11 protein-coding genes are annotated in these 17,527 nt (G+C 64.3%); 1 reads left to right on the top strand and 10 read right to left on the bottom strand.

Annotation, left to right across the window (positions count from 1 at the left end):
- From YU3_RS0131780 to YU3_RS0131740, 8 genes are all read right to left on the bottom strand, one after another.
- On the bottom strand, nt 1–2,312 hold a 2,312-nt coding region (locus YU3_RS0131780), incomplete at its 3' end, for an SdrD B-like domain-containing protein (RefSeq protein ID WP_027169976.1).
- Nucleotides 2,313–2,380: 68 nt separating this feature from the next.
- Nucleotides 2,381–3,682, bottom strand: a complete 1,302-nt coding sequence (locus tag YU3_RS0131775; protein ID WP_027169975.1) for an HlyD family type I secretion periplasmic adaptor subunit — start codon at nt 3,680–3,682, stop codon at nt 2,381–2,383.
- A gap of 1 nt (nt 3,683) precedes the next feature.
- Nucleotides 3,684–5,639, bottom strand: a complete 1,956-nt coding sequence (locus tag YU3_RS37930; protein WP_245273717.1) for a type I secretion system permease/ATPase — start codon at nt 5,637–5,639, stop codon at nt 3,684–3,686.
- 653 nt (nt 5,640–6,292) lie between these two features.
- Nucleotides 6,293–7,147 (bottom strand): patatin-like phospholipase family protein, encoded by an 855-nt coding sequence (locus YU3_RS0131760; protein ID WP_027169974.1) that lies wholly within the window; start codon nt 7,145–7,147, stop codon nt 6,293–6,295.
- Nucleotides 7,144–8,538, bottom strand: coding sequence for a pitrilysin family protein (locus YU3_RS37925; RefSeq protein WP_245273716.1), 1,395 nt, complete (start codon nt 8,536–8,538; stop codon nt 7,144–7,146). The genes YU3_RS0131760 and YU3_RS37925 overlap by 4 nt, the downstream gene beginning before the upstream one ends.
- Before the next feature lie 3 nt (nt 8,539–8,541).
- Nucleotides 8,542–9,903, bottom strand: a complete 1,362-nt coding sequence (locus YU3_RS0131750) for a pitrilysin family protein (RefSeq protein ID WP_027169973.1) — start codon at nt 9,901–9,903, stop codon at nt 8,542–8,544.
- Nucleotides 9,904–10,121: 218 nt separating this feature from the next.
- Nucleotides 10,122–10,676 carry a 16S rRNA (guanine(966)-N(2))-methyltransferase RsmD gene (rsmD, locus tag YU3_RS0131745; protein WP_027169972.1) on the bottom strand — a complete coding sequence of 185 codons (555 nt, stop codon included), beginning with the start codon at nt 10,674–10,676 and terminating at the stop codon, nt 10,122–10,124.
- Entirely contained in the window at nt 10,657–12,705 is a 2,049-nt protein-coding gene (locus tag YU3_RS0131740) for a pseudouridine synthase (RefSeq protein ID WP_027169971.1), read from the bottom strand. The genes rsmD and YU3_RS0131740 overlap by 20 nt, the downstream gene beginning before the upstream one ends.
- A 180-nt stretch (nt 12,706–12,885) precedes the next feature.
- Here YU3_RS0131740 and YU3_RS0131735 point away from each other — a divergent pair, with 180 nt between their 5' ends.
- Nucleotides 12,886–13,338: a nucleoside deaminase gene (locus tag YU3_RS0131735; protein WP_027169970.1), complete on the top strand. Its 453-nt coding sequence runs from the start codon at nt 12,886–12,888 to the stop codon at nt 13,336–13,338.
- Nucleotides 13,339–13,351: 13 nt separating this feature from the next.
- Here the strand turns inward: YU3_RS0131735 and YU3_RS0131730 are convergent, their stop codons facing one another.
- Nucleotides 13,352–14,026, bottom strand: coding sequence for a hypothetical protein (locus YU3_RS0131730; RefSeq protein ID WP_027169969.1), 675 nt, complete (start codon nt 14,024–14,026; stop codon nt 13,352–13,354).
- Between the two features lie 247 nt (nt 14,027–14,273).
- Nucleotides 14,274–17,237, bottom strand: coding sequence for an isoleucine--tRNA ligase (ileS, locus tag YU3_RS0131725; protein WP_027169968.1), 2,964 nt, complete (start codon nt 17,235–17,237; stop codon nt 14,274–14,276).
- Nucleotides 17,238–17,527 lie beyond the last annotated feature (290 nt).

Here is a 17,527-nt window from a genome sequence, read left to right as displayed (position 1 = left end):
GTCTGCACATAGCCGCTCGGCAGCACCTCCAGGACCGTGTCCCCGGCAACCGTGTTGTCGAGGCCGGTGAACGACCAGGTGCCGTCCGCCGCCGTCGTCGTCGACACGTCGCCGGCGTTCAATGTGCCCGACCCGTCCTTGTCGATGAAGATCGTCACGCCGCCGAGGCCGATGTCGCCGGCCGTCAGGCCGTCGCCATTGTCGTCGGTGTACTTGGTGCCCGAGATGTCGAACTTCTCGAAGTTCACAAAATTCTGGTCGGTCAGGTCCTGGCCGCCGGTAACGCTGTTCTGGTTGATCTGCACCGGGCTCAGATGCNTCCAGCCTGCCTTGTCTTCTTCCTTGATAATGTAGTCGCCAGGTGCCAGCCCGGTGAACTGGTAGGCGCCGCTGCCATCAGTCGTCGTCTGCGCCACCTGTTCGCCGGCATCGGCGATGTTGTCGTGGTTGGCGTCCTTGTAGAGCGTGATCGTCCAGTTGCTCACGCCCGTCTCGTCGCCAGTCGTCGCCAGGTTGCCGTCGGCATCCACATATTTGTGGCCCGAGATCGAGCTGAGCTGTGTGTTGATGAAGTCCTGGTTGGTCAGGTTCTGGCCGGACGTGAGATTGCTCTGGTTGATCTGCACCGGGCTCAGATGCGTCCACCCCGCCTGGTCCTGTTCCTTGATCAGATAGTCGCCGGGCGACAGGTTGGTGAACTGATAGGCGCCATTGGCATCGGTGGTCGTCTGCGCCACCTGCTCGCCGGCGTCGGCAATGTTGTTATGGTTGGCGTCGTTGTAGAGGGTGATCGTCCAGCCGCTCACCGCGGACCGGTCGCCCGTCGTCGCCAGGCTGCCGTCGGCGTCGAGATACTTGTGGCCCGAGATCGAGCCGAGCTGGAAATTGCCGAAGTCGTTGTTGTGGCTGTCCTGTTTCGCTGCCACAGTGACGGTGTACTCACCCTGCGCGTTGTTCGGCGCATCCTGCGACCATCCTGCTTGCGGCACCTCGCGGATCGTGTAGGTGCCGGGCGTTACGGTGAATTTATAATAACCGTTTGCGTCAGTGACCGCAAAGGGCTCGCCCGCACTCCATTGGTTGTCGCCGTTGACATCGAGGTAGATCTTCCAACCGGCGAGAGCCGGCTCACCGGCCTCCCAAACGTGGTCGGCGTTCAGGTCGTTGAACTTGTGGCCATCGATCACCTGCCCGATCTGGCGGTTCCACTCCTCGAAGCCAGATTCGGCGGTCCAGGTGCTGACTGCCGTTTCGACTGGTCCTTGATAAGTGCCGGCCTGGTAGCCGAACCCCGAATAGAGATAGATAAAGGACTTGCTCGGATCGAAATTGGCGACGGGAACCAGGAACGACATGTCGGTGGTGTTGCCGCTGCCCGGCTGGAGCTCGCCGTTCAGGCCGATGAACTTGTCGCCGCCGGCGTCCAGATTGTAGACCAGCGAAGCATTGTCGGCCACCGGGAAGGCGCCGGTGCCCTGGTCCGGAGTTGCTCCGGGCGCGTAATTACTCAAATTACCGGCAGTGGCCTGCCAGATCTGGAGCGAATCCAGGGAAAGGTTTTGTTTATTGGCAACGTTGGACTCATTGATGTCGAGATCAAATCGATAGTAGCCGACACCGTTTATGAATTGAATCGGAATGTCGGCAATATTCAATGAATGAACGTACTGGGTACCGCCCTTCGCCGTGTTATCCAGGGTGACGGGAGTATTGAAGTCGGTGTTGTATCCCTGCTCCGCGCCCGTTTTCTGAATTCGCACGAAGGGATCCAGCAGGCCCGTTCCTGCACCAGTGACGACATCCGAGGACGAAAAGATCGCACCGTTGATCGTCGCGGTGGTTTTGAAAGTCAGATCGACCAAGGTCGCAGCGTCGGTGAAATTCACTGTCGCGACCTGGCCGTTTGCCTGGTCGGTCGCGGTGAGCACGAATGCCTGGTTCGACGCGTCGGGATTGACGTACCACGAGGTCTGGATCGAGCCGTTGACAACGTTGTCCAAATCGCCGGCGCCACCGTCGGTGACAGTCCAGGGTGTGCCGGTCCCAGTGAGATCGTAGCTAAGCACATCGTCCGCGGTGCCGAGGATCCCGTCGGCGCCAGCGCTGAGGTGGGCGACCTGGAACGTGAACGTGCCGCCGTCCGCGACATTGGTGGCCGTGATCCCCACCGTCTCGCCGGGCGCGTAGTCCGTATCCGCCTGGTCGAGCGAGATTGCAACCGGCGGCACGGGATCGGCGCTTCCGGTCACGGTGGGATCAGTTGTCGCGAGCGGGTCAGTCGTCAGATTGTCCGTGATATCGCTGGAGGCCATGACATTTCCCCTTTCGAACGCAGTTAATTTTCGTGTCTGCCGCTTTCATTTCCCGCCGAGGCGGGCTCTCACTCTCTAAAGGCGCGGTTGATCTGGTCCTGCAACGGCTTCACCAGATAGGACATCACCGAGCGGTCCTCGGTCTTGATGAAGGATTCCACCGGCATACCGGGCACCAGCTTGATCTCGCCGAGGCGTGCGACCTCGGCAGCGGTCGTCTTGATGCGAACGGTGTAATAACTGACGCCGGTGCGCTGATCGGTGGTGATGTCGGGCGAGGTCCTCTCGACGACGCCGTCGATCTGCGGCGTCGTGCGTTGATTGAATGCCGAAAAGCGCAGCGATGCCGACTGGCCGACCCACAACTGGTCGATGTCGCTGGGCGTGATCCTGGCTTCCACCGTAAGGCTGTCATTGTCCGGCACGACCTGCATGATCGTCTGGCCCGGCGTGATCACGCCGCCGATCGTGTAGGCGAGCGACTGCTGTACGACGCCGTCCTGCGGCGCGCGGATGTCGACCCGCTTCAACTGGTCCTCGGCGGCGACCTTGCGCTCCAGAAGCTCGCCCATCTTGCCGTCGATGTCGCGCAGGTCACTGTTCACTTCGGTGCTCAGATCGAGGTCGATCTGGATGATCTGCAGCTTGATTTCCGCGATCCTTCCCTGCGCCTGCGCCTGCGCAGCAACGAGCTGGCCGCGTTGGCCGTCGAGGCGCGTGGCCTCGCGTTCGGTCTGTGTCAGGCGATCGATGGATATGAGCTTCTTGGCCCAGAGCGCGCGTACCGAGGCAAGCTCCTTTTGCTCCAGTCCAATCTCCTTGCTGTTGGCCTGCGCCTGCGCGATGTCGCCGTCGATCTCCTTCTCGAGCTGTGCGATGCGCTCCTCGAGCTGGCTCTTCTGGCCCGCGCGGGACGTGCGCCGGGTCTCAAAGTGTTGCTTTTCGCCGGCCACCGCCTCAGCGACGTCAGGATCGGCGATGCGATCCAGAAGCGCTTCCGGAAAGATGATGACGTCGCTCCCCCGGCGCTCCGAATTAAGACGAGCCTTGCGCGCCGTGAGCTGGTCCAGCGCCTTGCTTACCACCGCAAGATTGGCTGCCGGGACGGTACGATCGAGACGCAGTAAAAGGTCGCCGGCTTTGACGCGATCGCCGTCGCGTGCATCGATCTCGGCAACGACGCCACCCGTCGAATGCTGCACGTTCTTGACGTGGGAATCGACGACGAGCGTGCCGGGGGCAATGACCGCGCCGGCAATCTGGGTAACCGAGGCCCAGCCGCCGACGCCTCCGCCAAGCAGGAGCACGGCTCCGAGCCCAAGCCGCGTGTAGAAGCGGATCGACGCATGGGAGGCGCCCAACACGGCCATGTCAGTTCCCTCCGCCGGTTCGGGCGGCGACCACGGGTGCTGTTTCCGGGGTCGTCCTTGGCGGCGGGTTGCTTGACGGGACCGGCCGCAGCATCGGGAACATCTTGGCGAAAATCTCGTCCTTCGGTCCAAATTCGTGCATGCGACCCTGGTTCATCGCCATGATGAAGTCGACCGCGGTCAGCACATTCGGACGATGGGCAACGATGACGACAACGCCGCCGCGCTCGCGAACGCCGAGCATCGCGCGGATCAATGCTTGCTCGCCGTCCATGTCGAGATTGGAATTCGGCTCGTCGAGCACCACGAGGAACGGATCGCGGTAGAGCGCGCGGGCCAAAGCGATGCGCTGGCGCTGCCCGGCCGAAAGAGCCTCGCCATGGTCGCCGATCTCGGTCTCGTAGCCCTGGCGGAAGCTGACGATCAGGTCATGCGCGCCAGCGGCCTTGGCCGCGGCGATGATCGCGTCGGCGTCGGCGTCCGGTTCGAAGCGGGAGATGTTTTCGGCGACGGTGCCGGCAAACAGCTCCACATCCTGCGGCAGGTAGCCGATATGGCGGCCGCGCTCTTGCGATGACCACTGGTCGAGATCGGCGCCGTCCAGCTTGACGCGGCCGAACAAGGGCTGCCAGGCGCCGACGAGAGCCCGCACCAGGGTGGACTTTCCCGAGCCGCTCGGGCCGATGATGCCAAGCCCGTGGCCGGCCTCCATGGCGAAGCTGGCGTCCTGGACCAGCAGCCGCTGCGTTCCCGGGGCCGCGATGGCTGCATTCTGCATCATCACGCTGGCGCTCGGCGCTGGCAGCAGCATGAGTTCGGTCTCGGCCGGCATGGCCGCAAGCACTCGCGTCAGCCGTTGCCAGCCCTGACGCGCGCTCACGAACCCTTTCCAGTTGGCGATCGCGAGATCGACCGGCGCCAGCGCGCGGCCGCTGAGGATGGAAGCGGCGATGATGACGCCCGCCGTCGCCTCCTGTTCGATCACAAGCCAGGCGCCGATGCCGAGCATCGACGATTGCAGCAGCATTCTCAGCACTTTCGATACCGCGCCGAAGCTGCCGGCAACGTCGCTGACCTTGCGCTGGTCGGCAATGAATTCGACGTTGGCATCTTGCCAGCGCGACGCCAGCCCGCCGGCCATGCCCATGGCGGCGACCACTTCGGCATTGCGAGTGCCGGCAGTGATAAGCCCGCCGCGCCGGTTCCCGCTCAAGGTGGCGGCCGATACAGGTTGTCGCGTCAGCCGCTCGGCAAGCATGGTCAGCACGACGAGCACGATCGCCCCGAACAGCGCCGTCACGCCAAGCAACCAGTGGAACATGAAGATGATGACCAGATAGATCGGCATCCATGGCAGGTCGAAAAGCGCCGTCGGACCCATGCCGGACAGAAAGCCGCGCACGCTGTCGAGATCACGCATCGGCTGCAGGCCGTCGCTCTCGCGCTTCGCCTTTAGCGGCCATCTCAGCATTGACGTATAGACGCGGTGACCAAGCGCCTCGTCGAGGGCGCCGCCGATCCGCACCAGAACCCGCGCGCGCACGAAATCGAGAAAGCCCTGCCCGCAATAGAGGACGATGAGCAATATCGTTATGCCGACGAGCGTCGGCAGGCTGCGGCTTGGCAGCACGCGATCATAGACCTCGAGCATGTAGAGCGAGCCTGCGAGCATCAGCACGTTGAGCATGCCGCTGAACAACCCGACCGCAAGGAAGGCCGACCGGCAGTTGGCAAGGGCCGCGGAGAGCTCTGAGCGAGCAGAGCCGGCCGGCCTTGCCGACGGCTTGCCACGCGTCGTGGTCTGACGGGGTGCGTCGCGCACTGCACTTTGCGCCGCGTCCCGCACCACATGGCCGCGGGCGCGCAGCATGACCAGGCCACCGAAGCCCGCCATCGCGGCCACGACAAGCATCGCGCCTACCGACGCAAGCCAGCCGGAGCCGAAGAGAAAAAACATGGCGACGCATGCGACAAGGGTCAGGCCGAAAAGCCTCACCTTCGCCTGCGTAGAACCAAAGGTTGCGCCCAACAACCGGAGCGACGCGTTCCTGAACCCCACAGCCACGACACGCCTTTCACATCCCCGAACGTGTCTGCTGCCGCCACAGGCGTATCCACCGCGCAAGGCGGCTGACTACCCCATGCCGAAAAAGCGTTCGGTGCCCAACTTCGCGGGAGAAGAAAGAACGGAATGCCATGCGTCCAGGCGCAACCATACATCCCGCCCGTGAACGGCCGGCTCAAAGGCGGTTCACAGACAGGCGGTGACGCAATGATCGATGGCAACGACGGCTGAAGAAACCGCCCTGCTTAGTTCCCACCCGCTGTAGCGCCCTAACTCGTTGTTGCCGGTCGGGAGATATTTGCGCTACCTTATATTAGCACATTATTAACTCTACCGGAGCGTGCGTCAACGGGCAATTCAATGAAGAATTAGTGACAAGCCTCGAAACTTAAGCGCGAGCGCGGCAAGTCAGCATAAAGAATACTTCACGCTATTCTTAGGTCCGGCTTTGCGAGCGACCAATGCGCTAAGTCATCAGACTTCCGTTGTCGGACCTCGGTCGCCTTTCGCATGCGCCTGAAGCGCAGGCAGCCGGAAAGCGGCTCTCACACCACTCTTTTCCCCCGCCTGCCGGCATGCGCTTCCACCGCCTTTTCGACGGCGCGCTTCAATTCGTCCTTGATCTCCACCGTCTCGGCCATCAGCGCCTCGATCTTGAGGAAATCGAGCACGCGGTACTTCGAGACCTTCGGGCGGATCAGGATGTCGGGCCCGGATTGCTGCAGCTTGTTGGCGATGATCGACTGCATCATCAACTGCGAGGCGCCGTACATCAGGTCGACGGTGGTCGGATGCCTGCGCTCGGCCTCGCTCGGCGCGCCCACCACATCGATTGCGATGATGATGTCGGCGTCCTTCTCGACGAGGTCGAAAGGCACCGGATTGTAGATGCCGCCGTCAATCAGCACGCGGCCCTCACGCGTCACCGGGCGGAACACCGCCGGAATGGCCGCTGATGCGGCAAGCGCTGAATGCAGGTCTCCTTCGGCAAACACCGCAAGGCAGTGGCCGAAATAGTCGGTCGCCGTCACCTTGAGCGGGATCTTCAGCGCCTCGAACGTCTGTGGGATCGCTTCCGGCAGGAAGGCCTTCAGGATGCGCTCGATGTTGAACTGGCTGACGCGGATGCCGCCCTGCATGGCCTCCGCGATCGTGCCAGGCCGCGAACGCCACATGCGCGCCGCCACTTCGGCCCGGCTGCCGAGGATCGATCGGGCATAGTCGTGGACCTCGGCACCCGTCATGCCCGACGCCATGCCGGCGCCCATGATGGCGCCGATCGAGGAGCCGGCGATCGCCACCGGCTTGATGCCAAGCTCGTCGAGCGCCTCGATGATATGGATATGCGCGAGACCGCGCGCGCCGCCGCCGCCGAAGGCAACCGCGAAGGTCGGGCTCATCCCTTGTGGGCCCCCGCCACCTGCACCAGCGGCGGGCCGATGACCATCACCGCGGGATCCACGGACAGAAGCTTCCTTGCTGCCGCCTTGACGTCGGCGAGCGTCACCGCGTTGATAAGCGCGCCGCGCCGCTTCATATAGTCGATGCCGAGATCGTCGACCTGCAGCTCGACCAGCGTCGCGGCAATGGAGCTGGAGGAATCCAGGTTGCTGATGGCGTAGGCGCCGATCATGTATTTCTTGATCGCCGCGAGTTCTTCCTCGGTGGGGCCGTTCTCAGCCATATCCTTCACCACCTGGCGCACGATCGAAAGCGTTTCGGCAGCGCGGTCGGAACGCGTCGCCGTCGTTACGAGCAGCGCGTGGGAATGCTCGTTGTCGATGAGGTCGGAACTGACGCCATAGGCGAGGCCGCGTTTCTCACGCACCTCGGAGAAGAGCCGGGAGGTGAAGGTCGAGCCGCCGAGGATCTGGTTCATCAAGACTGTGGCAAAGAAATCGGGATCGCTGCGTTTCACGCCCGGCCAGGCCAGTTGCAGCGAGGTCTGCGGCAAATTGTAGTTCACTTCGAGCTGCTGCCCGAGCTTGGGTGTGACATCCGCGACCGGAGCCAGCGTCTGGTTCTGCGGCAGATCGCCGAACACCTCGTCCAGCTTGCCGCTCAGCGTCGCGGCATCGATATCGCCGACCACCGCCACATGCAGGCCGTTGCGGGCGAAATCGGCCTTGTGAAAGGCCTTGATGTCGTCCGTGGTAATGGTGGCCAGACTGTCCTTCGTGCCCTGGTCGGAGCGCGAATAAGGATGCTCGCCATAAATGGCGCGCAGCCAGCGCTGCTGCGCCACCGTGTTCGGATCGCGCTCATTGGCGAGGATGCCGGAAAGTACCTGGGCGCGGATACGGTCGATCGGCGCTTGGTCGAAGCGCGGGCTGTTCACCGCCAGCTTCAGCAGGCCGAAAGCCTCGTCCTTCTGGTCGGACAGCATGCGCATCGAGCCATAGGTGCCGTCGCGCGAAGCCTCGAAGCTCATCTCGGCGCCGGCGTCGTCGAGCTTCAGCTGGAAGGCGTCGCTGTCGAGGTCGCCGGCGCCTTCGTCGAACAGGCCGGTCATCAGGTTGACAAGCCCCTCCTTGCCGGCCGGATCCTGCGCGCTGCCGCCGTCGAAGACGAAGCGGATGGCAATCAGCGGAATCGAATGGTCCTCCACCAGCCAGGCGGTGATGCCCTTCTTCGACTTCACTTCCTGGATGTTCATCTCCGCGCGGGCCGCAAGCGCCGGCAGGAGCAGGAAAAACAGGGCAAAGCAGAGCGTGACGACGGCGCGATGGAGCTTGCCTTCTCCTCTTTCGAACGAATGGAAAGCAGTTGTCCGGCCAAAAACCATGGTCATCAATCAATTCCCCGCCTGTTGCTGCGGCAAGAGATAGCCGGAGGTCGAACGATCGAGCACCAGGTAGCGGGCAGCAACCGCCTTGACCTCATCGGCGGTGACTTTGCGGATGCGGTCCGGCCATTCCTGGACGTCCTTGACATTGCCGCCCGTGGTAAGCGTGGAGCCATACATGTTGGCCATGTCGTCCTGCTTGTCGCGGGCAAAGATCATGGAGCGCACATAGCGGGTCTTGGCGCGCTCCAGCTCATCGTCGCTCACGCCGTTCTTGACGATGCGGGCAATCTCTGCATCGACAGACGCCTCGACATCGGCGAGCTTGGCGTCGCCGCGCGGGGTGCCATAGACGGTGAAGTTGGTGTCATCGAGCATGGTGCCCTGGAAGTAAGCGGCCGCGTCGGAGGCGATCCCCTGCTTCACGACGAGCTCCTGGTACAGCCGGCTGCGGTTGCCGCCGCCGAGGATCTCTGCCAGCAGGTCGAGCGCCTCCGCCTCGCCGGGCTTGGCCGTATGATAGGACGGCACGACCCATTGGGTCGAGAAACTCGGCACCGAAACGCGCGCGTCGGTAAGCGTCACCGTCCGCCTGGTGTTCTGCTCCGGCTCGATCGGGCGGATGCGCGGCCGCAGGTCGGGGCCGCGCGCGATCTTGCCGTAGGTGCGCTCGGCCATCGCCTTGACGGCATCCGGCTCGACGTCGCCCGCCACCACCAGCACCGCGTTGTTGGGCCGGTAGTAATTGTCGTAGAAGGCTTTCGCGTCCGGACGGTTCAATTGCTCCATTTCCTGCATCCAGCCGATCACCGGAATACGGTAGGGCTGGTTTTGCCAGAGCGTCGCATCGACCTCCTCATCCAGCACCGCCTGCGGATTGCTGTCGATGCGCGAGCGGCGCTCCTCCAGGATCACGTCGCGCTCGGTCTTGATGACATCGTCGGTCAGGATCAGATTGCGCATGCGATCGGCCTCGAAACCCATCATCTGCTCAAGCGCCGAAGGCGGCACCGTCTCGTGGAAGGCGGTGTAGTCGTAGGAGGTGAAGGCGTTGTTCGAGCCGCCGATCTCGGACACGGCGCGATCGAACTCGCCGGCGGCATGGTTTGCCGTGGCCTTGAACATCAGATGCTCGAAGAAATGCGCGATGCCGGATTTGCCGGGCGGCTCGTCGGCGCTGCCGATCTTGTACCAGACCATATGGGTGACGATCGGGGCGCGGTGGTCCGGGATGACGACCACTTCCATGCCGTTGTCGAGCAGGAAATCCTTGACTTCGCCGTCGTCGGCCGCGCGGGCCGGAGCAGTCGTGGCGAGCGCCAGGGTGCCGACAAGAAGCGCCGCGCGCAGCCCGATCCCCATTGATGTCATCAAGTTCTCCGGTCCCGGTTGCGCGACGATAGGCAAGGTTGGCAGGCGAGGCAAAGTGAATTGTTCGGCATTTTCGAGGCGCGGCTAGAGCGTTTCACCGTTTCACGGAAACGGCGAACCGCTCTATCTCTTTGTTTTGACGCAATTGCGGACAGAAGGTTACGGCGAAGACGCAGAACCTAACCGCTCGCACCTTTCTTGGAATTGCTGTAGGCAATCTAGTCGGCCTCGATGAAACGGATGACCGTTTCGCCGTAGTTGCGTTCATCCATCACGGAAAAACCGGTGCCCGCCTCGAACGGCGCCGAGGCCGCCTCCTCGATGACGCAGAGCGCGCCTGGCAGAAGCCAACCGCCGGCTTTCGCCGATCGCAGCGCGCGCTCGCCGAGCCCTTTGCCATAGGGCGGATCGGCAAAGACCAGGCCAAAGGGCGAGATCGTGCCGGCTTCGCCGAGTTGGGTGGCGTCGCGGCGGAAGATTTTGGTGCGACCGGTGAGCCCGAGGGCTTCGACATTCTCGCGGATCAGGCCGCGCCCCTCGGTCGATTCCTCTATGAAGACGCAGTAGGAGGCACCGCGCGACAGCGCCTCCAGCCCGAGCGCGCCCGTGCCGGCGAAGAGATCGAGCACGCGGCCGCCCTCGAGCTTCTCGGCATAGCGGTGCGCCAAAACGTTGAACACCGCCTCGCGGGCGCGGTCTGTGGTCGGGCGGATGGCATTGCTTTTGGGCGTCGCCAGCGGACGCCCGCGAAACTCACCGCCGACGATCCGCATCGCCGCCCCTCTTCGGACCGCGCGGCCTGCTGCCGCCATCGCCGTCGGGGCGTTCGCCGCGGGGCTTGCCGAACGGCTTTGCACCACCCGGCTTGCCCTTGCCGCCCGGCTTGTAGGATGCCTTGCGCGCCTTCGCCTCGGCGGCCTTGGCGGCGTCGGCTTCCGCCCTGCCCTTGCCGATCGGCCGGGCGCCGGGCGCCATCCAGACATTGGCCTTGCGCTGGCCCGGCGGCTCGATCGGCCGCTGCTCGCGTTCGGATTTCTTGCCGCCAAACCGGGGCTTGTCGCCAAACCCACCACGCGGCTTGTCGCCGAAGCCGGCGCGCTCGGATCTTGGGCCGCGCTCGCCGAACGACCGTTCCGGCCCAAATGCCCTTTCCGGCTTTGTCGAAAGCTTGCTCAGCGCCTCGTCGCGGCTGCCTTCGCGGCGCTTGCGGGCCTTGATCAGTCCACCCTCGCCGATCGGCCGGCGGTCGCCGTCGCGCGTGAATTTCGGCTGGTCGGCCTCTTCGCGGCGCGGACTGCTGCCGCGCACCGGCTTGTTGGAAAACGGCTTTTGGATCTCGGCATCGAAGTTGGCGCCGGATTCCTCGATCAGCCGTTCGCCGAGCTGTTCGCGCAACACGCGGCCCTTGATCTCCAGCACATGGCCCTCGGGAAGGTCCTCGAGCTGGAACGGCCCATAAGAGATGCGGATCAGCCGCGTCACGTCGAGGCCGAGCGCACCGAGGATGTTCTTGACCTCGCGGTTCTTGCCTTCGCGCAGCCCAATGGTCAGCCAGGCATTGCTGCCCTGCTCGCGGTCGAGCGAGGCTTCGATCGAACCGTAAAAGACGCCGTCGACGGCGATGCCCTCGCGCAGGCCGGCAAGCGCGCTCTCCTCGACCTTGCCGTGGACGCGCACGCGGTAGCGCCGCAGCCAGCCAGTGGCTGGCAGTTCGAGCACGCGCGACAGCCCGCCATCATTGGTCAGCAGAAGCAGGCCCTCGGTGTTGATGTCGAGCCGGCCGATCGTCATCAGCCGCGGCAGGTCGGAGGGCAGCACGTCGAAGACGGTCTTACGGCCTTCCGGATCGCGGTTGGTGGTGACGACACCCGCCGGCTTGTGGAACAGGAACAGACGCGTGCGCTCGATCGGCGGGATCTCGGTGCCGTCGAGATGGATGACGTCGGAGGCGCTGACGTTGAAGGCCGGCGAGTCCAACACCTTGCCGTTGACCTTGACGCGGCCGGCCGCGATCAGTTCCTCGGCGTCGCGGCGCGAGGCGATGCCGGCGCGCGCGAGCCGCTTGGCGATACGCTCGCCGGCCTCCGGTTCCGTTTCACCGGGCCGCGGGCGCGGCTTGAAGCCGCCTTCCGGCTTCCTTGCGGTGCTGTCACGCGGCGGACGATCACTGAAATCGCGCTTCGGGCGGTCGGAAAAATTGCGTGCCGGGCGGTCGCCGAAGTCGCGCTTGGGGCGGTCGAAGCGTCGTTCGCCCCGCTCGCCTTCGGCGGCCACCGGCCGGTCGCCACGCGGCGTATAAGGCTTGCGGTCCTCACGCTTCTCGAAGGGCTTGCCGTCGCGCGGCGGACCTTTGCGGAACGGCCGCTCGCCGCGCTCGGCTACGTCGCCCTTTTCGCGCGGTCCCATTTCACCCGGGCGCTTTTCACGCGGCCCCGTTTCACGCGGCTTGAAGCTGCGCTTGAAATCGCGAGCCGGGCGTTCGCCTTCGGCGGCTACCGGCCGGTCGCCACGCGGCGTATAAGGCTTGCGGCCTTCGCGCTTCTCGAAGGGTTTGCCGTCGGGGCGCGGACCTTTGCGGAACGGTCGCTCGCCGCGCTCGGCGCCCGCGCCCGCTTCGCGCGGCCCCGTTTCACGCGGCTTGTAGCTGGGCTTGAAATCGCGGCGCTCGCCTTCGGCAGCCATCGGCCGCTCACGCTTGACGAACGGCTTCTTGGCGCCGTGGGCCGGCTTGCGGTCACGCTGGCCCGCCGGTTTCGGGCCGCCCTTGCGCGGTCCGCGTGAAGATTTCTTGTTGTCGTCCATTACTTTGCTCGTCTTCACCTGCTACAGCGCCTCGCGCCCTTTCGGACGCCCAACGTAGGCAGTGTCATCTTGATTTTGCGCATCCAGCGGCGCGGCAAAAACCGATTCCGGTTTTCAGGGTCTCGCGCTAGATAACAGGATCACTCTCGGGTGGCGAGGAGTAATCGGAATGGAAACCGCTTGAAACGACCCGATTTCATGGCCCTGGCGCTTGAAGAGGCCGAGGCGGCCGCCAGCCGCGGCGAAGTGCCGGTCGGCGCGGTGATCGCCAATGGCAACAAGGTGATCGCGAAAGCCGGCAACCGCACCCGCGAGCTTGCCGATCCGACGGCGCATGCCGAGATGCTGACAATCCGCGAGGCCTGCCGAACGCTCGCCAGCGAGCGTCTCACCGGCCACGATCTTTATGTCACGCTTGAGCCTTGCGCCATGTGTGCCGGCGCGATCTCCTTCGCCAGGCTGCGGCGGCTCTATTTCGGCGCCGCCGACGAGAAAGGCGGCGCGGTGGTCAGCGGCACGCGCTTCTTCGCTTCGCCCACCTGCCATCACGCGCCGGATATCTACCCGGGGATCGGCGAGAGCGACGCCGCCCTGATCCTCAAGGATTTCTTTCGCGAGAGAAGGGACCTTTAGGCGACCGAGCCGCTTACAGGCCGAGCCAGTCGAACCAGCCGCCCTTCTTGCCTTCCGCCTGCGCCTTGAGGCGGCGCTCCTTCTTGTACTCATCCTCGCCGAGCTCGTTCTGCGGCGCGGTGCCGGCGGCCTGGCGATAGGCGAGCGGTGGCTCGCTCAGATATTTGCGAACGGTCGGATCGCCCTGCTTCTGTTCGGCAAGGCTGCGTTGAATCTGGGCCTTGCGGGTGGCGCTGGAATCCTCCGGCGTCCAGCGCGGCGGGTGGCTGGAGCCCGATTCGGCCAAAGCCTTCTTCACCGCCACGGGATCGGTCTGGATATCCTCGACCGCTTCCGGCTGGTAGTTCGGATCGTTCTGGTGCGCGGTGGCGTCGGCGCGGATGCGGGCGCGGCGCGCTTCCGGCGATTCGGGCCAATCGGCGCTTGCCGTCTCGATGCTCTGCTGCGGCGGCGGCAGGTTTTCCTTCTGCCCCGGCGCGGGCTTCACCAGCTCGGGACGCGGCTTGTAGTCGATCGGATCCTTGCGCTTGGGCGTGATCGAGGCGGCGGCGGAAACATCGTCGAAGAGCTGCGCGGCAGCCGTCTTGTCGGTTCCGTAGGTCGGCGAACTCACGCAGCCCGACATGGCGATGGCCGATGCCACAAGCGGCGCCACCAGCGCGGCGCGCGCGAACGTTTTGTCGTTCATGCCATAAAGTCCCACTCTAACAGCCTTTCGGTCGCCACCGGCCTAGGGCACGGTCCCCTTATTCCCCGCCTTTGCGATGGAAATCCGGCGACAATTTGTCTGACGGGGTGTCGCGTGTTTACCTCAACCACTTATTAAGGGCAACGCACGGGCGGATATGGGCCGCCCGGCGTGGTAGTTTTGCACTTATTTGAATGGGTGCATGTCGTTGTCTCAAAACCGCTGCGCACTTTTGGGCGACATGCACTTATAAACGCCCAAGCGCCTTCAGCTCGTGCAGCACGGCGGCATCGCGGGCCGAGACATCCGGGAATTCCGGATCCTGCCCGACATCGGCGGTGTAGCGCCAGGAGCGCGCGCATTTGACCAGACCGCGATCCTCGGCCTTCTCAACCACCACCGCCACGCTCTTGACGTCGTCGAGAGTGAAGGCGCCTTCCGGCGCCTTGCCATGCTTGATGACGAGGTCGCTGGTGATCGCCATCTCGGCCATATCGACATCGGCGATAGCCGCTTCCAGAGCCGGGTCGTCGAGCGTCACCACCGGCACGGCTTCCAGCGACGAGCCGATCAGCTTCTCGGCGCGCGCGATCTCGAGCGCGCCGGTGACGACGCGACGCACCTGCCTCACCTTGCGCCATTTCTCGGCCAGCGCCTCGTTGCGCCAGTTCTGCGGGATCGCCGGGAACTGGTCGAGATGCACCGAGACGGCTTCCGGATGGCGGTCGAGCCAGGCTTCTTCGGTGGTGAAGGGCAGCATCGGCGCCAGCCACTTCACCAGACATTCGAAGAGGTGGCGCACCACCTGCACGGCCGCCCTGCGGCGCAGGCTCGACGGCCCGTCGCAGTAAAGCGCGTCCTTGCGGATGTCGAAATAGAAGGCCGAGAGCTCGACCACCATGAAATCCAGCAGTGCGCGGGTGATGCGCTTGAACTCGAACGCGTCATAACCCTGGCGCACCAGCTCGTCGAGCTCGGACAGCCGGTGCAGCATCAGCCGCTCCAGCTCCGGCATCGTCTCGACCGGCACATCCTTGCCGTCGTCATGGGCGAGCGTGCCCAGCATCCAGCGGATGGTGTTCCTGAGCTTGCGATAGGCGTCGATATTGGTCTGCAGCACGTTCTTGCCGAGCCGCTGGTCTTCCCAATAATCGGTCGTCACCACCCAGAGCCGCAGGATATCGGCGCCGGACTGCTTGATGACGTCCTGCGGCACGACGGTGTTGCCGAGCGATTTCGACATCTTGCGGCCTTCTTCGTCCATGGTGAAGCCATGGGTGATGACCGCCTCGTATGGCGCCCTGCCCCTGGTGCCGCAGCTTTCGAGCAGCGAGGAATGGAACCAGCCGCGATGCTGGTCCGAGCCCTCGAGATAGACGTCGGCCGGCCATTTGAGGTCCGGACGGTCTTCAAGCGTGAAGACATGCGTCGAGCCGGAATCGAACCAGACGTCCAGGATGTCCATCACCTGGTGCCATCTCGAAGCATCGTGGTTGCCTAGGAAACGCTCCTTGGCGCCCTCGGCGAACCAGGCGTCGGCGCCTTCCTTCTCGAAAGCGTCCATGATGCGCTGGTTGACGGCCTCGTCCTTCAGCACGTTGCCGTCCTCGTCGGCGAAGACGGCGATCGGCACACCCCAGGCGCGCTGGCGCGACAGCACCCAGTCGGGGCGCTCCTCGATCATGGCGCGGATGCGGTTCTGGCCGGCCGCCGGCACGAAGCGGGTATCGTCGATCGCCTTCAGCGCGCGGCTGCGCAGCGTCGAGCCGTCGCCGAGGTCCTTGTCCATGTAGATGAACCACTGCGGCGTGTTGCGGAAGATGATCGGCTTCTTCGAGCGCCAGGAATGCGGATAGCTATGCTTCAGCCGGCCACGCGCGAAGAGTGCGTTGCGCTTGATAAGCTCGTCGATGACCGCCTGATTGGCGTTGCCCTTCTTGCCGTTGTCGTCGATGACACGCGCCGCACCACCCTCGCGCCCAGGGCCGAAGCCCGGCGCGTCCTTGGTGAAGAAGCCGGCATCGTCGACCGTGAAGGGGATCGTGGTGTCGACGCCGCGCGCCCTGAGCTCGCTCGCGGCTTCCATCCAGGCGTCGAAGTCCTCGCGGCCGTGGCCGGGCGCGGTGTGGACGAAGCCGGTGCCGGCATCGTCGGTGACATGCTCGCCGGCGACCGTCGGCACCGGGAACTCGTAGCCTCCGCCGAGCCCCTTGAAAGGATGCGAAAGCGTAAGGCTTGCAAGCTGTTCGGCCGAGACGCTGTGAAGCCGGTTCAAGGTGACCTTGGCCTTGGCCGCGCATTCCTCGGCCAGCGCGTCGGCAAAGATCAGCTTCTCGCCGGGCTGCGGGCCGAAGGCGTTCCCGGCCGCCGTCACTTCATAGAGGCCGTAGCCGATGCGCGGCGAATAGCTCACGGCACGGTTGCCGGGGATGGTCCAGGGCGTGGTCGTCCAGATGACGACATGCGCCTCGACCAGGTCGAGCGCCGTCCCGTCCAGCGCCGGCGCGGCGCCGGCGACCGGCTGGGCGAGGCTCGCAACCGGAAACTTCACCCAGATCGTGTCGCTCTCATAGTCCTGATATTCGACCTCGGCCTCGGCGAGCGCGGTGCGCTCGACCACACTCCACATCACCGGCTTCGAGCCGCGATAGAGCTGGCCGGACATGGCGAATTTCAACAGCTCGCCGGCGATGCGCGACTCGGCGTGATAAGCCATGGTCGTGTAGGGATTGTCGAAATCGCCGATGACGCCGAGGCGCTGAAACTCTGAGCCCTGAACCTTGATCCAGTGGGCCGCGAAGTCGCGGCATTCCCTGCGGAACTCGTTGACCGGCACCTCGTCCTTGTTCTTGCCCTTGGCGCGATACTGCTCCTCGATCTTCCATTCGATCGGCAGGCCGTGACAGTCCCAGCCCGGCACGTAATTGGCGTCGTAGCCGCGCATCTGGAAAGAGCGGTTGATGACGTCCTTGAGGATCTTGTTCAGCGCATGGCCGATATGGATGTTGCCATTGGCATAGGGCGGGCCGTCATGCAGGACGAATTTCTCGCGGCCGGCGGCCTCCTCGCGCAGCTTCCTGTAGAGGTCCATGTCCTGCCAGCGCTGGACCAGGCCGGGCTCCTTCTCGGGCAGTCCGGCGCGCATCGGGAAATCGGTCTGCGGCAAATAAAGCGTTTTGGAATAGTCGATCGTTTCAACAGTGTCGGTCATTGATCTGCCATCTGCGTTGCCCGAAGGCTCAAAAGCCCGGGCGTTGAGGTCTTCACTCTGACGAATATCGTTTTCCCGAAACCGGTGCCACTTCCGGGCGATATGCATTGATGTCCTGGAAAAAGCGCGAGGGGCGCGCGCGAAAACTCCCGGCGGCTCCAGCGGCGCTCAGGCCGCCCGGAACACCGGGCCCGTAATTCGTATCGCGATCGCGAAAAGGCGCGAAAAGCTCGTCATGGCGTGGCTTTTAGCGGATGGCGCGGCAGGAATAAAGCACGGATTTCAAGGCG

This window comes from Mesorhizobium sp. WSM3224, from assembly GCF_000427725.1.
GTDB lineage: Bacteria > Pseudomonadota > Alphaproteobacteria > Rhizobiales > Rhizobiaceae > Mesorhizobium.
This window is presented reverse-complemented; position numbering and strand designations above follow the sequence as displayed.

Bases quoted from the DNA above. Each gene is read 5' to 3' on its own strand.
- YU3_RS0131775 (WP_027169975.1), bottom strand. From the start codon at position 3,682: ATGGCCGTGTTGGGCGCCTCCCATGCGTCGATCCGCTTCTACACGCGG.
- YU3_RS37930 (WP_245273717.1), bottom strand. From the start codon at position 5,639: ATGTTTTTTCTCTTCGGCTCCGGCTGGCTTGCGTCGGTAGGCGCGATG.
- YU3_RS0131760 (WP_027169974.1), bottom strand. From the start codon at position 7,147: ATGAGCCCGACCTTCGCGGTTGCCTTCGGCGGCGGCGGCGCGCGCGGT.
- YU3_RS37925 (WP_245273716.1), bottom strand. From the start codon at position 8,538: ATGACCATGGTTTTTGGCCGGACAACTGCTTTCCATTCGTTCGAAAGA.
- YU3_RS0131750 (WP_027169973.1), bottom strand. From the start codon at position 9,903: ATGACATCAATGGGGATCGGGCTGCGCGCGGCGCTTCTTGTCGGCACC.
- rsmD (WP_027169972.1), bottom strand. From the start codon at position 10,676: ATGCGGATCGTCGGCGGTGAGTTTCGCGGGCGTCCGCTGGCGACGCCC.
- YU3_RS0131740 (WP_027169971.1), bottom strand. From the start codon at position 12,705: ATGGACGACAACAAGAAATCTTCACGCGGACCGCGCAAGGGCGGCCCG.
- YU3_RS0131730 (WP_027169969.1), bottom strand. From the start codon at position 14,026: ATGAACGACAAAACGTTCGCGCGCGCCGCGCTGGTGGCGCCGCTTGTG.
- ileS (WP_027169968.1), bottom strand. From the start codon at position 17,237: ATGACCGACACTGTTGAAACGATCGACTATTCCAAAACGCTTTATTTG.